Source organism: Cupriavidus sp. F041 (assembly GCF_057814235.1).
Window position 1 is genome coordinate 2,612,281 of the sequence record NZ_JBVASY010000002.1, and the last position, 24,720, is coordinate 2,637,000.

Genomic DNA, 24,720 nt, shown 5'->3' on the forward strand with positions numbered 1-24,720 from the left:
TGCTGGCGCATTCAAATCTTGCCCAGCTTTTTGTTTTTCTGCGATAATCCCGGATTGTCCGTTATCGGCAAGTGGTTCGTTCGCCGCAATACCCGGCAGCAGCGCGGCAAACAACGGACTGGCTACCCAACCTGAAAGGAAACATCATGAAAGAAGGCATTCACCCGAATTATCGCGAAGTCGTGTTCCTCGACGTGTCGAACGACTTCAGCTTTGTGACCCGCTCGACCATCCAGACGCGCGACACGATCACCCGCGACGGCAAGGAATACCCGCTGGCCAAGATCGAAGTCTCGTCGGAATCGCACCCGTTCTACACCGGCACCCAGAAGATCATGGACACGGCCGGCCGCGTCGAGAAGTTCCGCCAGAAGTTCGGCAGCAAGCTGGGCAAGGCCGCCGCGAAGTAATTCGCCGCGAGCCCGCTCGCTGCACGGCTTCGGACAAGATGCTCCGGCGCCGCGCACCCAAGCAAAGAGGCAGCATCGGCTGCCTCTTTGCTTTTGCAGCCCTCGCGCGGATTGGTGCCTTTCGCGCCAGCGCCGGGCGCACTTCGTCCGATACCATTACATACTCCGCCCGCATCGGCGGTGCCCCATGCGAATGAGCCGGATGTAGCCAAACCGGGAGCGCCCGTCCCGGCCGCCCCAAGCCCAACCGATCAATGAGTGCAGCCAAGACTTCCCGTGTCCACCTGACCGCAGCCGCCACCGGCACGCTTCCGCGCGCGCTATTGCTGGCCATCTGCATCATCTACGGCCTGGCCGGCCTGTTTGGCCGCGACCCGTGGAAGAATGAGGACGCGGCCGGTTTCGGTGTGATGTGGCAACTGGCCACCGGGGGCGCGCAGGACTGGCTCATGCCCAATATCGCGGGCCGCCCCTATGGCGAAGACGGCCCCCTGGTATTCTGGGTCGGCGCCGTCATGATCCGGCTGTTTGGCGGCTGGCTCGGCGCGCCGGACGCGTCGCGCGTGGCCACCGCACTCTTCTACTTCGGCACCTGCGCCCTGATCTGGTACGCCACCTACCTGCTTGGCCGGCGCGCCGAGGTACAGCCCTTTGCCTATGTCTTCGGCGGCCAGCCCAATGCGCGCGACTACGGCCGCACGCTGGCCGACGGTGCCTTGCTGATCTTCCTGGCCTGCGTCGGCCTGGCCATGCGCGGCCACGAGACCACGCCGCAGGTGGGCCAGGTCTGCTTCGTCGCCATGAGCCTGTACGGCATGGTGCGCAGCCTGGACAAGCCGGTCCAGGGCGGCATCTGGCTGGGCGTCGGGCTTGGCGCGCTGACCCTGTCCAGCGGACCGGTCATCCCGCTGGTGCTGCTCGCGTCGATCATCTTCTGCGGCCTGGCTTGCAAGCCCCTGCCCCTGCCGCGCCTGTTATTGGTGAGCGTGCCGCTGGCGCTTGCAATGGTGGCGGCCTGGATGGCCGCCGCCTACTTCGGCGCCACCGACCCCAGCGACGCCGTGACCTTTATCCGCGAGTGGTCGCGCTACGACCGCCGCACCTATGGCGCGCCGAATGCCACCGCGCTCAACTTCATCGCACGCAACCTGCTGCTGTTCACCTGGCCGGTATGGCCGATTGCCGGCTGGGCCTGGTTGAGCTGGTCGGGGATGCGCCGTGCGCCGCATGTGGCGCTGCCGCTTGCCATGCTGCTGCCGCCGCTGCTGATGCTGTTCCTGCTGCGCCAGCCGGGCGATGTGCAGTTCATCCTGCTGCTGCCGCCGATGGCGGTACTGGCTGCATTCGGCCTGCCAACGCTAACGCGCGCGGCCATCAATGCAATCGACTGGTTCGCCCTGCTGTTTTTCACCATCTTCGGCGGCTTTGTCTGGTTCATGTGGATCGCCAGGACGACGGGCCAGCCGCCGCGCATTGCCGCCAATATCCACCGCCTGCTGCCGGGTTTCCAGGAAGACTTCACTATCCGCGCGGTGGTATATGCGCTGCTGGTAACGGCGGCCTGGATCCTGATCGTGCGCTGGCGGCTGTCGCGCGCACCCAAGCAGATCTGGCGCCCCGTGGTGATCTCGGCCGCCGGCACCACGTTGATGTGGGTGCTGGCGATGACCCTGTGGATGCCATCGATCAACTACGGCAAGACCTATCGCGACGTGGCGCAAGCCGCTTCGATGGCGCTGCCCGCCACTTATAACTGCGTGCAGCCGATCCGGATGGGCGATGCGCAACTGGCGTCGTTCGCGTATTTCGGCCATATCCGCTTTGGCGGCCCGGCGGACGAATGCGACATCCTGCTGCGCCATGATCCGGTCGATTACGGCGAGCCCACCAGCATCTCGCATTTCGAATGGCGGCTGATTTGGGAAGGCCGCCGCCCCTCCGACCGCGATGAGCGCTTCCGCATGTATCGCCTGGTTGACATGTCCCGCGTAGCGCCGTCCAAGTCCAGCCCGCCTACGCGCAGGCTGCCCCGCCATCCCTGAGGCGGATGCGGATGGTTCGACGAGATCGCTGGTACTCCGCTCCCAGGCAACGGCACGCCGCATGACCGCACTCCAGGATATCCGCCGGATCTCGGTGCTGGCCGCGCCGGTCCTGGTCGGCCAGCTCGCGGTGATCGCCTTTGGCGTGATCGATACCATCATGGCGGGACGCGCCTCGGCGATCGACCTGGCGGCGGTGGGACTGGGCGGATCGATTTACGTCACGATCTACATCAGCCTGATGGGCGTATTGCAGGCGCTTGCCCCGATTGCCGGCCAGCTCCATGGGGCCGGGCGCAGTGCCGAGATCGGCAGCGAGGTCAGGCAAGCCGCCTGGCTTGGACTTGCGCTGGCCGTGCCTGGCATGTTGCTGCTCTTGTTCCCCGGTCCGCTGCTGGATTTTGCCCAGGCGCCGCCCGAACTGGTTGAGAAGGCAACGCGCTACCTGCATCTCCAGGCCTTCGGTTTGCCGGCCGCGCTGGGCTTTCGCATCTATTCCGCGCTGAACAATGCCTTGTCGCGTCCGGTAATGGTGACGGTGCTGCAGCTTGCCGGGCTGGCAGTGAAGATTCCGCTCAATGCCTGGTTCATCGGCGGCGGCTTCGGCCTCGCGGCCATGGGCGGACCCGGCTGCGCGCTCGCTTCGGCGCTGATCAGCTGGATCTGGTGCATCTCGGGCGTCCTGATCCTGCGGCGCAACGCGGCGTACCGTCCCTTGCAGATATTTTCCAGCTGGGCATGGCCGCAGGCGCGGCCGATCCGCGCGCTGCTGCGGCTGGGTATGCCAATGGGACTGACCTACCTGATCGAGATCACCTCGTTCACGCTGATGTCGATCTTCATCACGCGCATGGGCACCGTCGTGCTGGCCGGGCACCAGATCATTGCCAACCTCGGCGCGGTGGCCTACATGTTGCCGCTGTCACTGGCAATCGCCACCTCGACGCTGGTGGCGCAATCCCTTGGCGCGCGCGACCGGGCGGCGGCACGCCGCATCGCCCGGCACGGGATCCGCCTGGCGGCAGCGCTGGCGATCATGGTCGGCGGCATGCTGTGGATCCTGCGCGAGCCGCTGCTGCATGCCTATGCCAAGGACCCGGCGGTGGTCGGCGCCGCCCTGCCGCTGATGCTCTTCATTGCCTTCTACCAGGCCTTCGATGCGGTACAAGTCATGACGGCATTCATTCTGCGCGCCTACAAGATTGCACTGGTGCCGACCTTGATCTATGCGCTGTCCCTCTGGGGCGTCGGCCTGGGTGGCGGTTACGTGCTTGGTTTTGGCCTGATCGGCTCCCTGCCAGCCTTCACGCTTGGCGCCGCGGGGTTCTGGATGGCCAACAGCATCAGCCTGGCCATCGCCGGCTCGTTGCTGGTGCGCTACTTCGTTACCGTCAGCCGTCGCCATGACGGTTAAGCCCGCACCCTGACGCGCATGCCGGATGGATTATGCCTGTGACCCGGCAGGCATGTGCGGGACAGCAGGCAATCCGCCCGCAATCGCAACGCAAATAATGTCCAACTGTCCCGGAAAGGCAGAGCCGAATAATACACACTCGCAGTCACTGCGCGAGCGGCGCCGAATGGCTGGAGATTATCGGAAGACTGTCAGGGCGAATACCTGACAGCAAATCGGGATAGGGGCGGTCAGGTAATCTGACCGGTCCCCTCCCACACCACCTGGCATGCGGGTCCGCACCAGGCGGTTGGAATGGTTGAGGTCGTCAGGCTTGTGTTGCTCCCGACCCGACGCCCAGGCTTGCCTTTGTCCGGTTCGGCGGAACTGATTCCTCGCTGCCGGGGCCTGTCGGGCTTCACCCTATCCACCCTACCGACGAGCTTCGCTCTCGCGAACATCTGAGGCGCTTCACTTCCGATAACCAGAGGGCTCCCCCTCCCATTCCTTCGGCCCTTCGCCGGCAGCTTTAGCTTTCCCAGCCACGCCGCCCAACTACTTTGGCCTCTGCTGACTCCTCGCTCCGACTCGACGTCGTTGCCCTTTCAGGCATGAGGCGAGGCCTCCCCAGGTAAGAACGCACTCCTTCACTGCACAGCCGCTGCATTTACGCCACTTCGCCTTGGTCACAAGAGCTTCGCGGTTTCTTGCCCGCTCGCCCTGCTCGGCAGCGCCTTCTATGCAGTTCTTGTCCATCGGCTCGCGATTTACGCTCCACGCTTCCTCCCCACACTCGGTCGCCCTCATGCGGTTGCGCTTCACTTCATTCGCCGTGACCAGCTTATGGCGGGACTTACACCCGCAGGAGTGCGCCCATGCTGGGCGCACAAGAAAAAACCCGCATGGCATAACCATGCGGGTTTAGTTTTGGCGGAGTGGACGGGACTCGAACCCGCGACCCCCGGCGTGACAGGCCGGTATTCTAACCAACTGAACTACCACTCCATACTCTTACTTATCACCACGAGCGAACGCTCCTGACGACAAACCGAACGTTTGGTTACGTTCGTTATCTGGCGTCCCCTAGGGGATTCGAACCCCTGTACTCACCGTGAAAGGGTGATGTCCTAGGCCTCTAGACGAAGGGGACAAGAACTTGTTTTTCAACTTGTTCCGTCTTGCGTGCCGAAGACCTTAACAACCAGATCTTCACCGCACTGGAAGCCTCGATTCACTAAACTCGAAACTTCCGGCATTTGGTGGAGCTAAGCGGGATCGAACCGCTGACCTCTTGCATGCCATGCAAGCGCTCTCCCAGCTGAGCTATAGCCCCATGGTACTACCTTGCTGCATCGCGGCTTACCACCGCCGTCGTTTTCGCGTTTGTTGTCTTCGTTTCAGCGAAGACAAGATTATATAAACAACTTTGCTCTTTGACAACCCCTTTTGGGTAGCGAATCGATTAAGGGCGGGGTCATGCGGGGCTATAGCGGAGCACTACCGGAATAATGCCCTGCCGCCCAGGAAACACCACCGCGATTAATGCGCCGCGCACAGCCACGCACGATCGACGTCGACTAGCCGGAGATTATCAACGAGCTACCAGGGTAATTACCGGACGGCAAATCGGGATAGGGGCGGTCAGGTAATCTGACCGGTCCCCTCCCACACCACCTGGCATGCGGGTCCGCACCAGGCGGTTGGAATGGTTGAGGTCGTCAGGCTTGTGTTGCTCCCGACCCGACGCCCAGGCTTGCCTTTGTCCGGTTCGGCGGAACTGATTCCTCGCTGCCGGGGCCTGTCGGGCTTCACCCTATCCACCCTACCGACGAGCTTCGCTCTCGCGAACATCTGAGGCGCTTCACTTCCGATAACCAGAGGGCTCCCCCTCCCATTCCTTCGGCCCTTCGCCGGCAGCTTTAGCTTTCCCAGCCACGCCGCCCAACTACTTTGGCCTCTGCTGACTCCTCGCTCCGACTCGACGTCGTTGCCCTTTCAGGCATGAGGCGAGGCCTCCCCAGGTAAGAACGCACTCCTTCACCGCACAGCCGCTGCATTTACGCCACTTCGCCTTGGTCACAAGAGCTTCGCGGTTTCTTGCCCGCTCGCCCTGCTCGGCAGCGCCTTCTATGCAGTTCTTGTCCATCGGCTCGCGATTTACGCTCCACGCTTCCTCCCCACACTCGGTCGCCCTCATGCGGTTGCGCTTCACTTCATTCGCCGTGACCAGCTTATGGCGGGACTTACACCCGCAGGAGTGCGCCCATGCTGGGCGCACAAGAAAAAACCCGCATGGCATAACCATGCGGGTTTAGTTTTGGCGGAGTGGACGGGACTCGAACCCGCGACCCCCGGCGTGACAGGCCGGTATTCTAACCAACTGAACTACCACTCCATACTCTTACTTATCACCACGAGCGAACGCTCCTGACGACAAACCGAACGTTTGGTTACGTTCGTTATTTGGCGTCCCCTAGGGGATTCGAACCCCTGTACTCACCGTGAAAGGGTGATGTCCTAGGCCTCTAGACGAAGGGGACAGAAACTTGTCTTTCAACTTGTTCCGTCTTGCGCGACGAAGACCTTAACAAGCAGATCTTCACCACACTGAAAGTCTCGATTCACTAAAATCAAAACCTCCGGCATTTTGGTGGAGCTAAGCGGGATCGAACCGCTGACCTCTTGCATGCCATGCAAGCGCTCTCCCAGCTGAGCTATAGCCCCATGGTACAGCATTACTTATTCACTACCTACCGCTGTCGCTTCGCGTTTGTTTCTTCGTTTCAGCGAAAGCAAGATTATATAAACAACCCTGCCTTTCGACAACCCTTTTTTAACTTTTTCAGCGACCCACATTACTGCGGGATTACTACCTATCGCTTCCATCCGTTAAGCCCGCTTGGTTTTTGTCCGCGCTGCAGGGAGAACGAGATTATGCTCAAGTCCTGGCAGAAGCGCAAGCCCCCACCAAGATTTTTTGCAAATTTCCTCAGGCGAGTCCGGCCTGGATGCGACGCAGCACGATGTCGCGCCCGAACAACTCCAGCACGGCGTCAATGGCGGGGGTCTGCAACTGTCCTGCCACCAGCAGGCGCACCGGCATGGCCAGCTTAGGCATCTTCAGGCCGAACTCGGCCAGCACGGCCTTGAATGCTGCGCTGATGTCCTCCCGCTTCCACTCCGTCAGGGCCGCCAGCCGTACGGCCAGGGCCTGCAGCGCCGGCAGGATCTCGGCGTTGAGATGCTCGGCCTTGAGCGCCGGGTCCGCCTGCGGCTCTCCGCGATAGAACAGCATCGCCGCCTGCGCCACGTCCTTCAGGGTATTGGCACGATCCTTCACCAGCGCGATGACACCTTCCAGACTGGCGCCCTCCACCTTGCCGCCCAGCGCCTCGATAAACGGTTGGGTCAACCCGGCCAGGCGCGCGTTGTCGCCCACCTTGATGTAGTGGTTGTTGAGCCAGGCCAGCTTCTCGGGGTTGTACTGCGCCGGCGACTTGCCCAGGTGCTCCAGGTCGAACCACTCGACGAACTGCTCGCGCGAGAATATCTCGGCGTCGCCATGCGCCCAGCCCAGGCGGGCCAGGTAGTTGAGCACGGCCTCGGGCAGATAGCCTTCGTCGCGATAGCCGGTCACGGCCATTGCGCCATGGCGCTTGCTCATCTTTTCGCCCTGCTCGTTGAGCACGGTCGGCAAGTGGGCATAGACAGGCGGCGTACCGCCGAGTGCGCGGATGATGTTGATCTGCCGCGGTGTGTTGTTGACGTGATCGTCGCCGCGAATCACGTGGGTGATCCGCATATCGAGGTCATCGACCACCACGCAGAAGTTATAGGTGGGCGTGCCGTCCGGGCGGGCGATCACCAGGTCGTCGAGCTCGTCGTTCGAGATCTCGATGCGCCCCTTGACCGCGTCGTCCCATACCACGCTGCCGCCAATGGGATTCTTGAAACGGATCACTGGCTGCACCCCGGCCGGCGGCTCCGGCAGGACCTTGCCCGGCTCGGGGCGCCAGAAGCCGTTATAGCGCGGCTTCTCTCCGCGCTCGCGCTGCGCGTCACGTAGCGCGTCGAGTTCCTCCGTGCTCATGTAGCAGGGATAGGCCAGCTCGCTGCCCAGCATCTGCTTGACCACCTCGCGATAGCGATCCATGCGCTGCATCTGATAGAACGGGCCTTCGTCGATATCGAGCTCGAGCCAGGCCATCCCCTCCAGGATCACGTCCACCGACTCCTGAGACGAACGCTCGACGTCCGTGTCTTCGATGCGCAGGATGAAATCGCCCTTCATGCGGCGTGCAAAGGCCCAGGGGTAGAGTGCGGAGCGGATATTGCCGAGGTGAATGAAGCCGGTCGGGCTCGGCGCGAAGCGGGTGCGGACGCGTTGTGTCATAGAGGAATGAAACAAAAAAGCCCGCGCACGAATGCGCGCAGGCCGGGGTGTAGGATCGCCGTATTATAGCAAGCAGGGCGCTGCCAGCCGCCCCGGTTCGCGCGGGAAGGGCCCGGCCACGTGGAATCATTTATGCTGTGCCCGGTCTGAATGCTGTCGCGTGGAACGCGCGGCCGACGTGGGCGGCACTTTCCGCCCTCCCCGCGCTGGCTGTGCCGACTACGCCATTTTTCCTCCCCCGATCCCTCCATGCAACGACGCAACTTCCTTGGTACCGGCGCGGCAGCGCTGCTGGCGGCCTGCTCCTTTGGCCCGAAACCGGGCGCACTCACCGCAGCGCCGGACACCCCGGCCACGGCGCCACCTCGCCCAATCAAGATCGGCCTTGCACTCGGTGGTGGCGCCGCACGGGGCTTCGCCCACATTGGGGTGATCAAGGCGCTCGAAGCGCAGGGCATCCATCCGGACTTCGTCACCGGCACCAGCGCCGGCGCGGTGGTCGCAGCGCTCTACGCATCGGGCATGAACGGATTCCAGCTCAACAAGGTGGCGCTGACGATGGACGAAGCCACCATCGCCGACTGGGCCCTACCCTTCGGCACCCGCTTTGGCGGCTGGCTCAAAGGCGAGGCGCTGCAGAACTACGTGAACCGGCTGGTCGCCAATCGCCCGATCGAGTCCATGAAGCTGCCACTGGGCATCGTCGCCACCAACCTCAAGACCGGCCAGGGCATCCTGTTCCGGCGCGGCAATACCGGCCAGGCAGTTCGGGCGTCGAGCAGCGTACCGGGCGTGTTCCAGCCGGTCTCGATCCAGGGGCATGACTATGTGGACGGCGGGCTGGTCGAGCCCGTACCGGTCGATTCCGCACGCGCCATGGGCGCTGACTTCGTGATAGCCGTGAACATCTCCGCCGAGCCCTCCAGCCAGAAGAACGGCGGCCAGAGCGGCGTATTGCTGCAGACCACGGCCATCATGGGGCAGTCGATCAGCAAGATGGCCCTGGCGCGTGCCGATGTGGTAATCCGCCCCGACCTGCCGGACATGGGTGGCAGCGACTTCGCCTCGCGCAACCGCGCCATCCTGGCCGGCGAGCAAGCGGCCTCCGCGGTCATGGCAAGCCTGCGCGACAAGCTTGCCATGGCGCGATCGCGGCCCGCCGGAACGGTGGCCGGGCAATAACGGCCGCGGGAGCACATACCGCCGGGAGACGGCGCCAACGAAAAAAGGACTGCGAGGCAGTCCTTTTTCGTTATGACCCGCACGGACAGGGTCCGCCTGCGCCTCAGCCGCCGTAGAGCGAGCGACCGCCTGCATTGGGATCGAAACGCTTGAGCGTCTCGACCATATTGCCCAGGTTGCTGGCGCTGCCGCTGTCCTGCGGCATGTCGTCTATGCGGCGCGCTCCGTTGTAGCGCGTCACCCAATACGACGCGCGCATGTCATCGACACGAATCTTGCTGCCGGTGGACGGGGCGTGCACGAACTTGTTGTCACCAATGTAAATGCCAACGTGCGAGAAGGTATGGCGCATGGTGTTGAAGAACACCAGGTCGCCGGGACGCAGGTCACTGGTTGCCACGGTGGTGCCAACCTGGCTCATCTCGATCGAGCGGCGCGGCAGCATGAAGCCAAAGGTGTCGTTGAAGACGTAGCGGACAAAACCGCTGCAGTCGAGGCCCGATTCCGGGCTGTTGCCGCCGAAGCGGTAACGCACGCCGATCAGCCCGAGGGCATTCATGACCAGGTCGCCGGCCTTGCTGGCCACATGGCTGGTCGAGTTCATGACCGAAGACAGCAAGCCGCGCTTGCCTTCTGGATGCGGCTCCGCGCTGAGTTCGGTACGTGCGTCGATGCGGGCGTCGGGATCCTTGAAGACCGTGTCAGCCAGCACTCCATTCGATAGAGTGGCACCGCAGGCAATGGCTATTCCTACGGCGGCGCGCGCCAGGGAATGAAGCACCGTTCGCTGCATTGGTTCTCCTGATGAATCGTTCTTGTCCGGGCCCGGGTAAACACACCGGGGCGGGCCTGAAATCAATGAAGTGGATCGCACGCAAAAAGCGCGCCAAGTGACGCAAACCACCCGCGCTGCACATAAGCGACGCGCGAACCACCCATAAAATTAGTTCTCGCCGGATGGTATAAGGTTGTCATCCACATGTCAAAGTTCGTTACAAAATTCAGATAAAGTGCTTTGTAATCAAGGCTATACAACGGAAGTCGCAGATGCTTTCTCGGTTTGATTATGTCAGTGGCAGGTCAATCGGGTGACACCCTGAGTTCGGCCGCACCAACTTGCGGCGGAATCGGGTCGCCTGCACCAATTTCGGCCGCGATCATCAGCTTGCGGGTGTATGCGTGCTGCGGGTCACCTAGCACAACCTCGGTTTCGCCCGCCTCCACCACCTCGCCGGACTTCATCACGATGACCCGGTGCGCCATGGCGCGGATCACGGCCAGGTCATGGCTGATAAAGAGATAGCTCAGGTTGTACTTGCGCTGCAGCTGCGTCAGCAGCGCCAACACCTGCTGCTGGATGGAGACATCGAGTGCGGACGTCGGCTCATCGAGCACCAGCACCTGCGGCTTGAGGATCAGCACGCGTGCGATCGCCACGCGCTGGCGCTGGCCGCCGGAGAACTCATGGGGATACCGCCCCAGGGCCGTGCGGTCCATGCCCACCTCGCGCAGCGCCTCGGTAACGCGTTGCCGCATGGCGTCGCGCGAAAGGCCCGGCTGGTGCAGTGCCAGGCCCTCCCCCACGATCTGCTCGATGGTCATGCGCGGCGAGAGCGAACCGAACGGGTCCTGGAACACCACCTGCAAGCGCGAGCGCAAGACGCTGCGCTCGCGCCGCGAGACTTCGTCCAGGTTGCGGCCCAGGAACTGGATTTCGCCGGCGCTACGGCGCTGCAGGTTCAGCACGGCGTGAGCCAGCGTGGTCTTGCCGGAGCCCGATTCGCCCACGATGCCGATCGTCTCGCCCTCGCGCAGCGAAAAATCCACGCCCTTGACCGCGGCAAACTGGTCCCGGCCGAACCAGCCGGCCAGCCCGCTGCGCTTGCGCGCATAGTTCACGCACAAGCCGCGCGCTTCCAGCAGTACCGGCGCCAGCGGCACCAACGGCAGCAGCTCGCGGCGCGGCCGGCTGTCGATCAGCTTGCGGGTGTAGGGATGCTGGGGCGCGGCGAAAACGCTGGTGGTTTCGCCCACCTCGACCAGCACGCCCTTCTCCATCACGCCCACGCGCTGGGCGAAAGCCCGCACCAGGTTGAGGTCGTGCGTGATCAGCATGACGGCCATGCCGAACTCAGCCTGCAGGTCGCGCAGCAACTCGAGGATCTGCACGCGGATGGTGACGTCGAGGGCCGTGGTAGGCTCGTCGGCCAGCAGCAGCTTGGGCCGGCAGGCCAGCGCCATGGCGATCATCGCGCGCTGGCGCTGGCCGCCCGATAGCTGGTGTGGAAAGCTGTCGAACCGGTGCGCCGCATCGCTGATCCCGGTGCGCTCGAGCAACGCGATGGCGCGCTCGCGCGCGGCGCGCCGGTCCAGGCCCTCATGCAGCGCCAGCGTCTCCACGATCTGGTTGCCGATCGTGTAGAGCGGGTTGAGCGCAGTCATCGGCTCCTGGAAGATCATGGCGATGTCGGCACCACGAATGCCCCGCATCTCGCGCTCCGACACCTTGAGCAGGTCGCGCCCCTCGAAACGCACCGCGCCCTGGTAACGCGCGTCCTCCACCAGGCGCAGCATGGCAAGCGCGGTGACCGTCTTGCCCGAGCCGGATTCGCCCACCAGCGCGAAGCGTTCGCCCGCACGCAGGTCAAAGCTGACATCGCGCACCGCGCGGGTGGCATCGTCGCCATGGCCGAACGTGACCGACAGGCGTTCGATGCACATTAGCAGGCCGCCGGCGCCCTCCTTGGCTTGCACCGCTTGCACACCACTCACGGTGCTGGCTTGCGACAGCGCGCTCATGGCGTCACCTCGGCCGCGGGCGAACCTTCCGGCGCCTTCGGCTCGACCCGTCCGCGTAGCTGGGCCAGGCCCAGGCGCGTATCGAAGGCATCGCGCAGCGCGTCGCCCATGAAGGTCAGCAGCAGCAGGGTCACCACCAGCACGGCGAAGGTCGACAAGGAAATCCACCAGGCATCGAGGTTGGCCTTGCCCTGCGCCAGCAACTCGCCCAGGCTAGGGGTGGTGGGCGGCACGCCCAGGCCAAGGAAGTCGAGGCTGGTCAGGGCCAGGATGGCGGCGCTCATGCGAAATGGCAGGAAGGTGATGACGGGCGTCAGGCTGTTGGGCAGGATGTGGCGCCACATGATCTGTATGTTGGAGAGCCCGAGCGCCCGTGCCGCCTTGACGTAATCGAGCGAGCGATTGCGATAGAACTCGGCGCGCACGTAGTCGGACAAGCCCATCCAGCCGAACAGCGAGAGCAGGATGATCAGCAGCGCTAGGCTTGGCGTGAAGATCGAGGCGAAGATGATCAGCAGGTAGAGCTCGGGCATCGAGCTCCAGATCTCGATGGCGCGCTGTGAGAACAGGTCGAAGCGCCCGCCGAAGAAGCCCATCAGGGCGCCCGTCAGGGTGCCGATCACCACGCCGATCAGGGTCAGGGCCAGGCTGAACAGCACTGAGACGCGAAAGCCGTAGAGCAGCCGTGCCAGCACGTCGCGCCCGCGGTCGTCGGTACCCAGCCAGTTCTCCGCCGAAGGCGGCGCCGGATTGGGTTCCTTGGAGAAATAGTTGATCGAATCGTACGAATAGCGGTTGGGCGGAAAGATCGCGAAATTGCCATTGCTGGTGATGCGGTCGCGGATAAAGGGATCGAGGTAGTCCGCCCTGGTAGGAAAGTCTCCGTCGAAGGTGCTCTCGGCGTAGGTCTTGACGATGGGGAAATACCATTCGTCTTTGTATTTCACCACCAGCGGCCTGTCGCTCGACAAGGTCTCGGCAACCAGGCTGAGCAGGAAGATGGCAACGAAGAGGATCAGGCTCCAGTAGCCGAGGCGATTGCGGCGAAACCGCTGCCAGGCTCGCTGGCGCGGCGAGGGCGAATGCGGCAGCCCGTTGGGAAACGTGCGCGGGCGGAATTTCATCGGTGCACTGCCTCGAAGTGGATGCGCGGGTCGACCATCACATAGCAGACATCGGAAATCAGCCGGGTCACCAGGCCGATCAGGGTGAACAGGTAGAGCGTGCCCAGCACGACCGGGTAATCGCGCCGCAGCACGGCCTCATAGGACAGCAGGCCGAGTCCGTCGAGCGAGAACAGCGTTTCGATCAGCAGGGAGCCCGTGAAGAAAGCACCAATAAAGGCCGCCGGGAAACCGGTCACAAGCGGGATCAGCGCGTTGCGGAAAACGTGCTTCCATAGCACGCGCCGCTCCGCAAGTCCCTTGGCGCGGGCGGTCAGCACGTATTGCTTGCGAATCTCTTCGAGGAAAGCGTTCTTGGTCAGCATGGTAACCACGGCAAAACTGCCCACCACCGATGCGGTGATCGGCAGCACCAGGTGCCAAAGGTAGTCCATTACCTTGCCCATCAGCGACAGCTGCTCCCAGTTGTCCGACGTGAGCCCGCGCAGCGGGAACCACTGCACGAAAGTGCCACCCCCGAACAGCACCAGCAGCAACACACCCAACACGAAGCCGGGAATGGCATAGCCCACCAGCACCACCATGCTGGTCACCACATCGAAGCGGCTGCCCGCCCGGATCGCCTTGGAGATACCGAGCGGCACCGATATCAGGTAGGTCAGGAAGAAGGTCCATAGCCCCAGGCTGACGGAGACCGGCATCTTCGACTTCACCAACTCCCATACGCTGCGGTGCTGGAAATAGCTCTGCCCCAGGTCGAACTGGGCGAAGCGCTTGAGCATCATGAAGTAGCGCTCCAGCGGCGGCTTGTCGAAGCCATACAGGGCCTGGATCTCCTTGATCTTCTCGGGGTCCACGCCTCGCCGGCCGCGGTATTCCGCGCCGCCGCCGCTGGCCTCGCCGCCACCGCCTCCCCTGCCCTTGAGCTCGAGCATCATCTGCTCGACCGGCCCTCCTGGCACGAACTGGATCACCGCGAAGGTGAGGGTGATGACGCCGATCAGGGTCGGGATCATCAGCAATACGCGCTTGAGCAGATAGGCGAGCATCTTGTTTCCTTGTCGCGCTTATTGAGCGGCCGGCCTGGTGTCGGCACGCCACCAGTCGCTCAGTATCCAGCCTTCGGCCGTGTAGTAGTGCGGCAAGCGCTGCGGATAGACCAGCTCTTTCCGATATGACACCCGGTGCGAGGCGCTATACCAGTTGGGCACGATGTAGTAGCCGTGCATCAGCACGCGGTCCAGCGCGCGCCCGGCGTTGACCAGTTCCTCGCGCGTATGGGCGTGCAAGACATTGTCCACCAACCGGTCGATGGCGGGCGATTTCAGGCCGAACAGATTATCGGAACCGGGCGTGCCTGCGGCTTCGCTGTTGAAGCGGTCGCGCAGTTCATTGCCGGGGCTCTGCGAATCCGGGAAGCGGATCGACACCATATCGAAGTCGAAGTCCTCCAGCCGCTTCTGGTATAGCGCGAAATCGGTGGTGCGCTGGTTCACCTCCATGCCCAGCTTTTCCAGGTTGCGCACATAAGTGGTGATGACGCGGCTCATGGCGCCGCCGTCATCCAAGAACTCGAAGACGAAAGGTTCACCCTTGGCATTGCGCAGTGCACCATCCGTGTAGGTCCACCCCGCCTGCGCCAGCAACCTGCGTGCCTCGCGCAGGTTGTCCCGCAGGGAGCGCGGCGGATTGGTGGTGGGCATCGGCACGATAGGCCCGAATACCTCCGGCGCCAACTGTGTGCGCAGCGGCTCCAGCAGCGCCAGCTCGCCGGGCCCCGGCCGGCCGTCTAAGGTGGCACTGGCTGCCAGTTCGCTGTTGGAGAACCAGCTATCGAGACGCCGGTAAGCACCGTAGAAAAGCTGGCGGTTCAGCCACTCGAAGTCCAGCGCCAGGATCATGGCCTGCCTGACCCGCACGTCCTGGAACACCGGCTTGCGCATATTCATGACGAAGCCCTGCATGCCGGCTCCGTTGCGATGCGGAAAATCGGTCTTCACCAACTCGCCGTTGCTAAAGCGCTTGCCCTCATAGCTCTTGGCCCAGCTCTTGGCCTTGTACTCGACGATGGCGTCGAACTCGCCGGCCTTGAAGGCTTCCAGCTTGGCGGTCTCGTCCTTGTAGAGGCGGTAGACCACGCGATCGAAGTTAAAGGTGCCGCGCCGCACCGCCAGGTCCTTGCCCCAATAGGCCGGATTGCGCTTGAAACTGATGCCGCGTCCGGCATCGTAGCGCTCGATCAGGTAGGGCCCGCTGGCCACGGGATCCTCGAAGGTCAGCTTGTCGAACGGTACCGTGACAGTCCACTTCTTCGAAAAGACCGGCAGCGAACCGACAATCAGCGGCAACTCGACGTTGCGCTGCTTGAAATCGAAGCGCACCGTGTGCGGATCCACCACCGTGACGGCTTTCACATCGGTGCACATGCTGCGGTAGCCAGGGCTGGATGCCTTGCTCATCAGCATGTCGTAGGAATACTTGACATCGCTGGCCAGCACCGGATCGCCGTTGCTGAAGCGCGCCTGCGGCCGAATGTGAAAGGAGACGGACAGCCCGTCCGGCGCCACGGTCACGTCGTCGGCCAGCAAGCCATAGGCGCTGGCGGTTTCGTCGGCGCTGGCGATCAGCAGGGATTCGAACATCAGCGAATTCACGCCGGGGGCGGAGGTGCCCTTGAGCGTAAACGGGTTGAACTTGTCGAAGCTGGTGCGGCGGTCCGGATTCGCGAGCGTCAGCGTGCCGCCGCGTGGCGCGTCCGGATTGACGTAATCGAAGTGGGTGAAGTCCGCGGGATACTTGAGGCCGCCATACTGCGCGAAACCATGGGCCGCGCCAGCGGATAAGGGAAAACCCGCGGCACACAGGGCTACTAGTCCACAGCCCAGCGCCGCTATCGTGCGGAAGCGCTGCCATGCCGCCTGAAGCGGTCTACGTGCGCGAATAGACATCCGGTTGGGGTCCTCCACCTGAATCGGATTCGTCCGCGGCCGTCTGCGGCGCGGTCAAGTTATGAGACAATTTTACATGGGTTCGGCCGGCACTCAGCCATCCGGACATTCCAGTACGCGGCACCGCTAGTTTGCCGGCCGTCAGCCTGCTGCCAAGCAGCCACCGCGGCGCGCGCTGCAACCCGGACGCGATCGCACGAACCGTGCCCGTCCACCTCGAACATCATTGGAGAAGTTATGGGATTTCTCGCAGGTAAGCGAATCCTGATTACCGGCTTGCTGTCCAACCGCTCGATTGCCTATGGCATCGCATCGGCCTGCAAGCGCGAAGGCGCGGAACTCGCCTTTACTTATGTCGGCGAGCGTTTCAAGGACCGCATCAACGATTTTGCCAAGGAGTTTGGCAGCAGTCTGGTGTTCGAATGCGATGTCGGCAGCGACGAGCAGATCGCCGCCACCTTCACCGCACTGGGCCAGAGCTGGGACAAGCTCGACGGGCTGGTGCACTCGATCGGCTTCGCACCGCGCGAAGCGATCGCCGGCGACTTCCTCGAGGGCCTCTCGCGCGAATCCTTCCGCGTGGCGCACGACATTTCCGCCTACAGCTTCCCGGCGCTGGCCAAGGCCGCACTGCCCATGCTGTCGGACAAGGCCTCGCTGCTGACGCTGACCTATCTGGGCGCGGAGCGCGTGGTGCCGAACTACAACACCATGGGCCTGGCCAAAGCCTCGCTGGAAGCCAGCGTGCGCTACCTGGCCGCCTCGGTAGGCCCGCGCGGCATCCGTGCCAACGGCATCTCGGCTGGCCCAATCAAGACCCTGGCTGCCTCCGGCATCAAGGGCTTCGGCAAGTTGCTGGGCCATATCGAGGAAGCAGCGCCGCTGCGCCGCAATGTGACCATCGACGAGGTCGGCAACGTGGCTGCATTCCTGCTGTCCGACCTGGCCAGCGGTGTGACCGGCGAGATCACCTACGTCGACGCCGGCTTCAACACGGTGGGAGCGAGCCTGCCCGAAGAAGCGTAATCCGGGTGCGGCCGCATGGGCGGCCGGCCATCGCAAAAAGGGGGCGCCCGGCTTCGGCCGACGCCCCTTTTTAGTGCCTGCGGCGAGCTGGCACCGGGACCACCGCGCATGGCACGCGCCAACTAATTGGCGCCCGGCGCGGGCAGGAGACCCGAGCGCAGATAAGCAATGATCGGCGCCCAGAAGGCATCCTGGCGCTCCGGTTCAATCGCCGCATCGTGCGGCAACGCCGGCAACGGCACCAGTCGCCGCGCCCCCGCGGCGGCACGCTCCAGCCGCTCGGCATGCGCGAAGGGAATCACCTCATCCGCGCGGCTGTGCACAAGCAACAGCGGCAACTGCAAATTACGCAATTGCATCTCGTTGTCCCATGGCTCGGGCAGCAGCCGCGCCAACCACGCCGGCACCCGCCCTGTCACCACCGCCGCCTCGCGCGCGGACGTGAATCCGGCGGCAATCACCAGGCCAGCCGGCGCCGGGCGCAATGTGGATATCACATCAAGCAGCACCGCTGAGCCCAGCGAAAATCCCATCACATAGCGCCGGGACGACAACGGCGTAACGGCGAGGAACTGCCCGTAAGCGGCCACGCCGTCTTCATGCAGGTTGACAACGCAGGGCTTGCCGTCGCTGGCGCCGTAGCCGCTGTAGTCGAACACACAGGAAGAAACGCCGTTACGGTAAAGCAGCGCCTGGGCGCTGGCCCAGTCGGACAGGTTCTCCTCGTCGCCGTGATAGATCAGCACGGCAGGCGCCTCGGCTGCCTGCACCAATACGCAAGAGCCGCGCAACGTGCGCGCCCCGCTGGAAAAAGCGAACTGGCGTGACGGGGCGCCCAGGCGGTCGGGGGTCATGGCATCGGCGGAGCCGGCCGGCTTGGGTTCGAACGCATCACGTTCGGCGACCAGGAACAAGGCATGGCGGGCAGCAGCGGCCAGCATCAACAGGCAGGCGCCGCCGGCCAGCCATTGACGCACCTTCCGGGCACTGCCTGCCGGGGACTTTGCCATGGGGACACCTCGGGAAACGAGACCGTGGCCGAAACCGCGGCTCAACCCTGGAATCTTAATCCGGACTTGTGGGGGGATGCGGGAGAAGATGGCCCGCCCTACACGATTCGAACGTGTGACCGCTCGCTTAGAAGGCGAGTGCTCTATCCAACTGAGCTAAGGGCGGATACGTGGAAACTGCTGAAGACTACCGATGCGAAGCCCGGTATTCTACCTCAGAGCCGCAGCCTATCCTACCGTCCCGACACGGCGCGCTGCACAGGCAATCCTCACGATGCCTGCGAAATACGCATGCGCGGTGTCCTTGCCATGCCGGCAATTCGCTCGACGGGCTGCGTGGAAACGCAATTCCGACCCATTGTCTTAGCGTCGTAGAGAGCATTGTCGGCTCGGCGCATCAGCGCATCCGCGCCCTCGCCCGGCAGCCGCTCGGCCATGCCGACGCTGACCGTGTAGGAGATCGCATCCGGCTCAGACGGGCATGGCGTTGCGCGCACCAGCATTTTCAGCCGCAAGCTGATCGCCCGCCCCTGGTCCAGTGACGCGTCCGGCATCACGATGCCAAACCCTTCCCAACCCAGCCGGCCGACGAAATCGCCCATGCGCACCGACTTGCGCAGCAACCCGCTGAAGTGGCGCAGCACGCTGTCGCCGGCGAGGTGGCCGTAGAGATCGTTGATGGCCTTGAAGTGATCAAGATCGATGAAGGCCACGGTCAAAGGACGTTGCAGGCGGTCCGCCTGCTTGCAGGCATCCTCCAGCGCCTCCCAGTAAGCGCCGCGCGTCAGCACATCGGTAAGATCGTCGTAACTGGCGCGATGCTCGAGCCGGCGGCGCAGGCTGTCGTGGGCCAGCAGCGCGAAGCTGACCGACAGGCTGACGATGCCGAAGGCGTGCAGGAGGGTGAACGTTTCCTCGGGTGGCCCCTTCGCCAGCCAGGCGAGCCCGGCAGGCAGCAGGACCAGGTCCGCTGCCTGATAGACGCCCATACTCGCGCAGGCGAGCGCGATCAGCCCGAGCGACAGCGCCGCCAGCCGCCCGGTGCCGCGCTTGGCTGGCACTTGCGGCGCCACGACGCGCAGCAACGCGAGCGGAAGATAGATATTGGCCAGGGCGAAGAGCAGCGCCGGCCCCGACGGCGGCGCCCCCGACCAATCGAAGTAGACCGCACCGGCCAGCACAGCAAGATTCAGCAGGCAGAGTGCGCCCGCGCGACCACGCCTGCCGAAGAAGCAGCGCGTGCCGTACACCATCAAGGACAGCGCCGCTGTCATGACCATGTCCGCCAGATTGAGCGTCAGCCATTCCGGCAGATACTCCTGTGCGGCGAGCAAGACCGTGGCGGCCGTTACCAACAGGTCGCCAACCACCCAGAAATTCAAGCCTGCCCGGCCCATACCCGGTGTGCGCTGCAAGACGGCGAATACCACCACCATCTGCAACCCGAATAGACCCGCGACCAGCATACTAACTTGCGACTGAAACATGATTTCCCCGTCCAACTTGGCAGGTGGCGTTCCATCACGCCACCTTGCGCCTCAGGACCCGCGCGGACCCAAGGTTTTCGCCATTCATTCTTTTACGCATCTGACCGTCTTCATACGCCCCGGCGGACGGGGGCTGGGCCTCGCGATCGTGGCGAGGGCACTCTTGTTTTCATGCTCGGCGCCAGTCCGCAGGCGGCACGCTTCCCCTTGCGCCTGACCGGGCGCAGGGTCTGGCCGCTGCGGTGTGCGGATTATGTCAGCGCTTGCGACCAAGTCAAGCGAACCTTGCCCGTCAAATACGGCAGCGCTTCCGGCACCGGCCAGCGCCATGCGCGGCCGGCGCAAAAGTAAAATTTGACCCGCGCCCCCCAGCCGGGCTACAATCTAAAGCTTCGGGGCGTAGCGCAGCCTGGTAGCGCATCTGATTTGGGATCAGAGGGTCGCATGTTCGAATCATGTCGCCCCGACCAGTATTTGGCAATATGATCAAAGGCTTAGACCATAGGGTCTAAGCCTTTTTTTCGCCCACTGATTAACATGGGCCGAATCTCGGCCACTCCCCTGCCGCCCCTCCACTGCGCCGCGCCCATTCGATGGCAATGCCATGAACATGGGATGCCCCGCGAGAGCCGGAACGACGACACTGATCGCGGGCGGATCCGCAGAACGCCCACACCACTTTTAGCCCGTGACCTACCTCGGCCGCGGGCTGTTTTTCGTGTTCTTGCGGCCGGAAACCAACAAGGCACCCGAAAGCGCGCCACGCCCGGGCAGCACTGGCATGGTATAATCGCGCGTTAGCCCGGGGTGTATGCAGCATGCCCTGTAACCGGGCGCCCTTGCCGAAATCTGCAATCAAGCCGCAATTTATACTGCGACGCAGTATCGGCAAGCCACCGGGAACATCTTGCCCGCTTCATTGCCCCGCGCCTATCACGGTAGCTCGGCCGCATTACCTTGGGCCGCAACCGGCAAGGCAATCGGCCGGGCACTGACGCGCCCCCTGGCGATTCCCTAACGTGGACCACGTTGCACGCGCTTCGGCCGTGCCGGTCCGGGTCAGCTTGCCTCCCGCAACTCCAAGGCGCAACCAAGCAAGCCGGCGCTTGTCACTGCTGGCACCCGGACCTCGCGAGTCAGCAGGCAGCAAGCCGGCGCTCGCCTCACCGGATTTACCTAAATCATGCAGCCCAAAGCTGCCGTAAAGGAAGAAGATTGGCTAAGGAAGAACTTATTGAATTTGGCGGCGTTGTCTCGGAAGCCCTGCCCGACAATCGTTACCGCGTAACGCTGGAAAACGGCGTGGAAATCTGGGCCTATGCCTCGGGCAAGATGCAGAAACACCGCATCCGCATCCTGGCCGGTGACCGCGTGACGCTGGAAATGTCGCCCTACGACTTGACCAAGGGCCGCATTAACTTCCGCCACAAAGTCTGATCTTCTTCCACGCTCGCCGCCGGCGAGCGTTGCGCCAAGCGCGCTCCCAGGGCACCGCATAGCGGCGGTCCGGCCCAGGGGAAACATCTGGCCTTTGGTACCGCCTTGGTACCGGCAAGGGCCTGCCGGAAGCATCGCCCTGGCAATGCCGGCCTGAACCTCCAGGCCTGGCATCCTCGCGCTGGCGCCGTCTGCGTTTCCGGCGGGCCTGGCATGAGGTGCCCGTCACATGCGCGTCATCCGGGCTTGCGATGCTGCAAGCCCGTTTGGCCGGTGTTTGCCCGCCTTGCATGCACCTGCGGGCGTAGCCATACTCAAGCCATCCCCCCTAGCCCGAACACCTCGCCCCCATGAATCTGATCCTTTGGCGCCATGCCGAAGCCGAAGAATTGCCTGGCTCGCTCGGCCTCAGCCGCAATGCCGACCTGCAGCGCCCATTGACAAGGCGCGGCCATAAGCAGGCGGATGCCTCCGCAGCCTGGCTGCGCGCGCACCTTCCGGCCGGCACGCGTGTTGTCTGCAGTCCGGCGCTGCGCACCCGCGAGACCGCCGCCGCCCTGCGGGAGAACGCCGAGATATTGCCCGAGCTCGCTCCAGGCGCCGACGTCAGTTCAGTACTTGCCGCGGTCGACTGGCCACAGGGCGCCGAGCACACTGTCCTCGTAGGCCACCAGCCGTGGCTAGGCCGCCTTGCCAGCCTGATGCTGGCAGGCACCGAAATGAACTGGAGCGTGCGTAAGAGCGGGGTCTGGTGGCTGTCGGGCCGCACCCGCGAAAGCGAATCGCAGGTGGTGCTGCGGGCCGTCATCAATCCTGAATTTCTCTGACTTTTTCAAAGATTTCTTGCCTCCCGGGCCAGGCAGGCTCCACTTGCCTGGCCATCGTCACCGAACCGTCACGGCGGCTTCACGGCACTGTCACCTGCCCTCTCTACATTCGACCGCAACAGTTTCGTCACCGTAAGGACATACTGATGCGAGAGCTACCGACGCCCACCCAGCCGTTGTTCGATTCCTTGCCCAATGGCCTCTCCGGCCATTCGGCGCGGAGGCGTCTTCATCGCCAGCAACCTGCACAGGCACATGAACAAGGGCATGAACAGCCTGCTTTCAGCGTGGCGTGGGCGCGCCACCAGGATGAAGTAGTCGAGGCGCAACGCCTGCGCTACAAAGTCTTTGCCGAAGAAATGGGCGCAAGGCTGAACCCGTCGACGCCGGAACTCGACGTGGATATGTTCGACGCCTATTGCGACCACCTGATCGTGCGCGATATGACCACGCTCAAGGTGGTCGGCACGTACCGCGTCATGGCGCCGCACCAGGCCAAGCGCATCGGCTGCCTCTATGCCGAGTCGGAATTCGACCTGGTGCGCCTGGCCCACCTCAAACCCAAGATGGTCGAACTGGGGCGCTCCTGCGTGCACCGGGACTACCGTTCGGGCAGCGTGATCATGGCGCTGTGGGGGGGCCTTGGCGAGTACCTGCAGCGCTGGGGAATCGAGTCGATGCTGGGATGCGCAAGCGTGCCGATGAGCGACGGCGGCCACTATGCGGCCAGCCTTTACCGCGTCTTCGCGGAGCGCGCCCTGGCGCCGATCGAATACCACGCCTTCCCGCGCCTGGCCTTGCCGATCGATGAGCTGAACCAGACGCTGGAGGTGGAACCGCCGGCACTGATCAAGGGCTACCTGCGGCTCGGCGCGCGCATTTGCGGCATGCCGGCCTGGGATCCCGACTTCAACGTCGCGGACTTCCTCACGCTGCTGCGCGTGAACGATATGAACCCCCGCTACGCGCGCCATTTCCTCGGCCTGAACCGCGGCGCCTGATCCGGACAGTTCCTGCGCGAGCACTGGCTCGCACAGGCAACACCGGTCATTGACCGGGGGCCGCCTGCCGGCCGGCCCCCGCCCTCTTGCTCAGGCGTAGACCACCTTGTAGCGCTTGCCGATACGTTCCCACTCATCGGCTTCCTGCGCAAGGCTGTATTCCACCAGCGGATTGGCTTCAATCCAGGCCTTCGGCAAGCGGACTTCGAAACCCTCATCCAGCCCGTCCGAGCGCTGGCTAACGCTGATCTGCGGCAGCGACTCGTCGGCGCGGCGCCGGCATAGCACGAAGGCCAGGCGCAGGCTGAACAGCATGCGCCAGTCGAGGAACTTCCCGCTGCCTGACAGCTTGCCCAGCTTGCCGGCGTGTCCGAGCAGTAGCGTCGCCAGCCGTGCCTGGTCGGTCTTGGAGAAGCCAGGCATGTCGGCGTGGGTGGCGATATACGCCGAGTGCTTGTGATAGCCACTGTGCGAGATGGTCATGCCGATCTCGTGCAGCCCGCCAGCCCAGCCCAGCAGCGCAAGATTGTCATCGCGGCGCTCATTGCGCGGCTCGGGAAACTGTGCCAGCAAGCCCAGCGCGGCCTGTCGCACGCGCTGCGCCTGGGCACGGTCCACGCCATAGCGCCGCATGAACTGATCGACGGTAATGGTGCGCATATCCTCGTGATGCGTGCGGCCCAGCAGGTCGTACAGCACGCCGAGGCGCAGCGCGCCATCGGTCACGTCCATGCGTTCGATATCGAGTTCGGCGAACACGCCGAGCATGATCGATAGGCCGCCGGGCAATACGGGAATGCGGTCCGCCTTCAGCCCTACCAGCTTGACCCGGTTGGCGTTTTCCGCCTTGACCAGCGCGCGCTTGAGACGTTCCAGCCCTTCACGGGTGATGCCGTGCTCGGCCGGGTTGTCGTTCATGCCATTCAGCTCGATCAATTCAGCCAGCGCGCGCGCCGTGCCGGACGATCCTACCGCCTGCTGCCAACCGGCGGCGCGGTACTGGCGCACCAGCACCTGGATCTCCCGGCGCGCGGCCAGTTCCGCCTGCTTCATCGCGTATTCATCGACGTTGCCGCTGGGGAAGAATTGCCGGCTGTGCGAGACGCAGCCGATGTACAGGCTTTCCATCAGCTTGGACGAGTAGCCACTGCCGATAATGAACTCGGTCGAGCCGCCACCGATATCGACCACCAGCCGGTTGCCCGAGCAGGCCGGTGCATCGTGCGAGGCACCCAGGTAAATCAGCCGCGCTTCTTCCCGCCCGGCAATCACCTCGATCGGGAATCCCAGCGCATGCTCGGCCTCGATCAGGAACTCCGAGGCGTTCTTGGCCACCCGCAGCGTATTGGTGGCCACCGCACGCACATGGTCCGCGGAGAAATCGCGCAAGCGGTCGCCGAAACGCCGCAGCGCGTCGATGCCGCGGCGGCGAGCCGGCTGGTCCAGGTATTTGTCGGGCGTCAGGCCCGCGGCCAGGCGTACGGGCTCGCGCAGCGCGTCGACCTGGAAAATCTGGCTGGCCGGCCCGGATGCGGTCAGGCTCTCGTCCACCCGGCCGATCATCAGGCGGAAGCTGTTGGAGCCCATATCGACGGCGGCCAGCAAGCGAGGGGTTTCGTTCATCGCGGTAGGGGGAATGTT

Annotated in this window: 17 protein-coding genes and 8 tRNA genes; 9 read left to right on the forward strand and 16 right to left on the reverse strand. The window is 63.8% G+C overall.

The annotated features are described in order from the left end of the window. The first annotated feature begins 146 nt into the window (after positions 1–146). The 3 genes from ACZY0R_RS29405 (at position 147) to ACZY0R_RS29415 (ending at position 3,866) form a co-directional block, all read left to right on the forward strand. Entirely contained in the window at positions 147–410 is a 264-nt protein-coding gene (locus tag ACZY0R_RS29405; RefSeq protein WP_017225511.1) for a type B 50S ribosomal protein L31, read from the forward strand. Between the two features lie 254 nt (positions 411–664). Beyond that, complete coding sequence (locus tag ACZY0R_RS29410; protein WP_488863353.1) at positions 665–2,452, forward strand: ArnT family glycosyltransferase; 1,788 nt, start codon at positions 665–667, stop codon at positions 2,450–2,452. A gap of 61 nt (positions 2,453–2,513) precedes the next feature. Continuing rightward, positions 2,514–3,866, forward strand: a complete 1,353-nt coding sequence (locus ACZY0R_RS29415; RefSeq protein WP_488863355.1) for an MATE family efflux transporter — start codon at positions 2,514–2,516, stop codon at positions 3,864–3,866. 907 nt (positions 3,867–4,773) lie between these two features. Here ACZY0R_RS29415 and ACZY0R_RS29420 read toward each other — a convergent pair. The 7 genes from ACZY0R_RS29420 to gltX all read right to left on the reverse strand — a co-directional run bounded on the left by ACZY0R_RS29420 (position 4,774) and on the right by gltX (position 8,238). After that, positions 4,774–4,850, reverse strand: a tRNA-Asp gene (locus ACZY0R_RS29420). A 69-nt stretch (positions 4,851–4,919) separates the two neighbouring features. Then, positions 4,920–4,995 (reverse strand) — tRNA-Glu (locus tag ACZY0R_RS29425). 107 nt (positions 4,996–5,102) lie between these two features. After that, positions 5,103–5,178 (reverse strand) — tRNA-Ala (locus ACZY0R_RS29430). A 985-nt stretch (positions 5,179–6,163) separates the two neighbouring features. Then, positions 6,164–6,240: transfer RNA gene (locus ACZY0R_RS29435), tRNA-Asp, on the reverse strand. Between the two features lie 69 nt (positions 6,241–6,309). Continuing rightward, positions 6,310–6,385: transfer RNA gene (locus ACZY0R_RS29440), tRNA-Glu, on the reverse strand. 108 nt (positions 6,386–6,493) lie between these two features. Beyond that, positions 6,494–6,569 (reverse strand) — tRNA-Ala (locus ACZY0R_RS29445). 265 nt (positions 6,570–6,834) lie between these two features. Then, entirely contained in the window at positions 6,835–8,238 is a 1,404-nt protein-coding gene (gltX, locus tag ACZY0R_RS29450; protein WP_488863357.1) for a glutamate--tRNA ligase, read from the reverse strand. Positions 8,239–8,487: 249 nt separating this feature from the next. Here gltX and ACZY0R_RS29455 point away from each other — a divergent pair, with 249 nt between their 5' ends. Next, positions 8,488–9,420, forward strand: a complete 933-nt coding sequence (locus ACZY0R_RS29455) for a patatin-like phospholipase family protein (RefSeq protein WP_488863359.1) — start codon at positions 8,488–8,490, stop codon at positions 9,418–9,420. A 103-nt stretch (positions 9,421–9,523) separates the two neighbouring features. On the opposite strand, the gene ACZY0R_RS29460 is transcribed toward ACZY0R_RS29455, so the two are convergent. The 5 genes from ACZY0R_RS29460 to ACZY0R_RS29480 form a co-directional block, all read right to left on the reverse strand. After that, positions 9,524–10,213: a C40 family peptidase gene (locus ACZY0R_RS29460; RefSeq protein WP_488863361.1), complete on the reverse strand. Its 690-nt coding sequence runs from the start codon at positions 10,211–10,213 to the stop codon at positions 9,524–9,526. Between the two features lie 287 nt (positions 10,214–10,500). Further along, positions 10,501–12,141: an ABC transporter ATP-binding protein gene (locus ACZY0R_RS29465; protein ID WP_488866252.1), complete on the reverse strand. Its 1,641-nt coding sequence runs from the start codon at positions 12,139–12,141 to the stop codon at positions 10,501–10,503. A gap of 74 nt (positions 12,142–12,215) precedes the next feature. After that, positions 12,216–13,343, reverse strand: a complete 1,128-nt coding sequence (locus ACZY0R_RS29470; RefSeq protein ID WP_488863363.1) for an ABC transporter permease — start codon at positions 13,341–13,343, stop codon at positions 12,216–12,218. Continuing rightward, positions 13,340–14,392: a microcin C ABC transporter permease YejB gene (locus ACZY0R_RS29475; protein WP_035860494.1), complete on the reverse strand. Its 1,053-nt coding sequence runs from the start codon at positions 14,390–14,392 to the stop codon at positions 13,340–13,342. The genes ACZY0R_RS29470 and ACZY0R_RS29475 overlap by 4 nt, the downstream gene beginning before the upstream one ends. Positions 14,393–14,410: 18 nt before the next feature. Continuing rightward, positions 14,411–16,291, reverse strand: a complete 1,881-nt coding sequence (locus tag ACZY0R_RS29480) for an extracellular solute-binding protein (RefSeq protein ID WP_488863365.1) — start codon at positions 16,289–16,291, stop codon at positions 14,411–14,413. A 237-nt stretch (positions 16,292–16,528) separates the two neighbouring features. On the opposite strand from ACZY0R_RS29480, the gene fabI reads away from it, so the two are divergent. Next, positions 16,529–17,317, forward strand: coding sequence for an enoyl-ACP reductase FabI (gene fabI, locus ACZY0R_RS29485; protein WP_488863367.1), 789 nt, complete (start codon positions 16,529–16,531; stop codon positions 17,315–17,317). A gap of 122 nt (positions 17,318–17,439) precedes the next feature. Here fabI and ACZY0R_RS29490 read toward each other — a convergent pair whose 3' ends face one another. The 3 genes from ACZY0R_RS29490 to ACZY0R_RS29500 all read right to left on the reverse strand — a co-directional run bounded on the left by ACZY0R_RS29490 (position 17,440) and on the right by ACZY0R_RS29500 (position 19,814). Next, positions 17,440–18,327, reverse strand: a complete 888-nt coding sequence (locus tag ACZY0R_RS29490; protein WP_488863369.1) for an alpha/beta hydrolase — start codon at positions 18,325–18,327, stop codon at positions 17,440–17,442. Positions 18,328–18,416: 89 nt separating this feature from the next. Continuing rightward, positions 18,417–18,493: transfer RNA gene (locus tag ACZY0R_RS29495), tRNA-Arg, on the reverse strand. 103 nt (positions 18,494–18,596) lie between these two features. Next, complete coding sequence (locus ACZY0R_RS29500; RefSeq protein ID WP_488863371.1) at positions 18,597–19,814, reverse strand: GGDEF domain-containing protein; 1,218 nt, start codon at positions 19,812–19,814, stop codon at positions 18,597–18,599. 393 nt (positions 19,815–20,207) lie between these two features. On the opposite strand from ACZY0R_RS29500, the gene ACZY0R_RS29505 reads away from it, so the two are divergent. The 4 genes from ACZY0R_RS29505 to ACZY0R_RS29520 all read left to right on the forward strand — a co-directional run bounded on the left by ACZY0R_RS29505 (position 20,208) and on the right by ACZY0R_RS29520 (position 23,079). After that, a tRNA-Pro gene (locus ACZY0R_RS29505) sits at positions 20,208–20,284 on the forward strand. Between the two features lie 745 nt (positions 20,285–21,029). Next, positions 21,030–21,251 carry a translation initiation factor IF-1 gene (gene infA / locus ACZY0R_RS29510; protein WP_006157708.1) on the forward strand — a complete coding sequence of 74 codons (222 nt, stop codon included), beginning with the start codon at positions 21,030–21,032 and terminating at the stop codon, positions 21,249–21,251. A gap of 350 nt (positions 21,252–21,601) precedes the next feature. Continuing rightward, positions 21,602–22,078, forward strand: coding sequence for a SixA phosphatase family protein (locus ACZY0R_RS29515; RefSeq protein WP_488863373.1), 477 nt, complete (start codon positions 21,602–21,604; stop codon positions 22,076–22,078). Positions 22,079–22,224: 146 nt separating this feature from the next. After that, positions 22,225–23,079, forward strand: coding sequence for a GNAT family N-acetyltransferase (locus tag ACZY0R_RS29520; protein WP_082094894.1), 855 nt, complete (start codon positions 22,225–22,227; stop codon positions 23,077–23,079). Positions 23,080–23,169: 90 nt separating this feature from the next. Here the strand turns inward: ACZY0R_RS29520 and ppx are convergent, their stop codons facing one another. Further along, positions 23,170–24,702, reverse strand: a complete 1,533-nt coding sequence (gene ppx / locus ACZY0R_RS29525) for an exopolyphosphatase (protein WP_488863375.1) — start codon at positions 24,700–24,702, stop codon at positions 23,170–23,172. Positions 24,703–24,720: the final 18 nt, after the last annotated feature.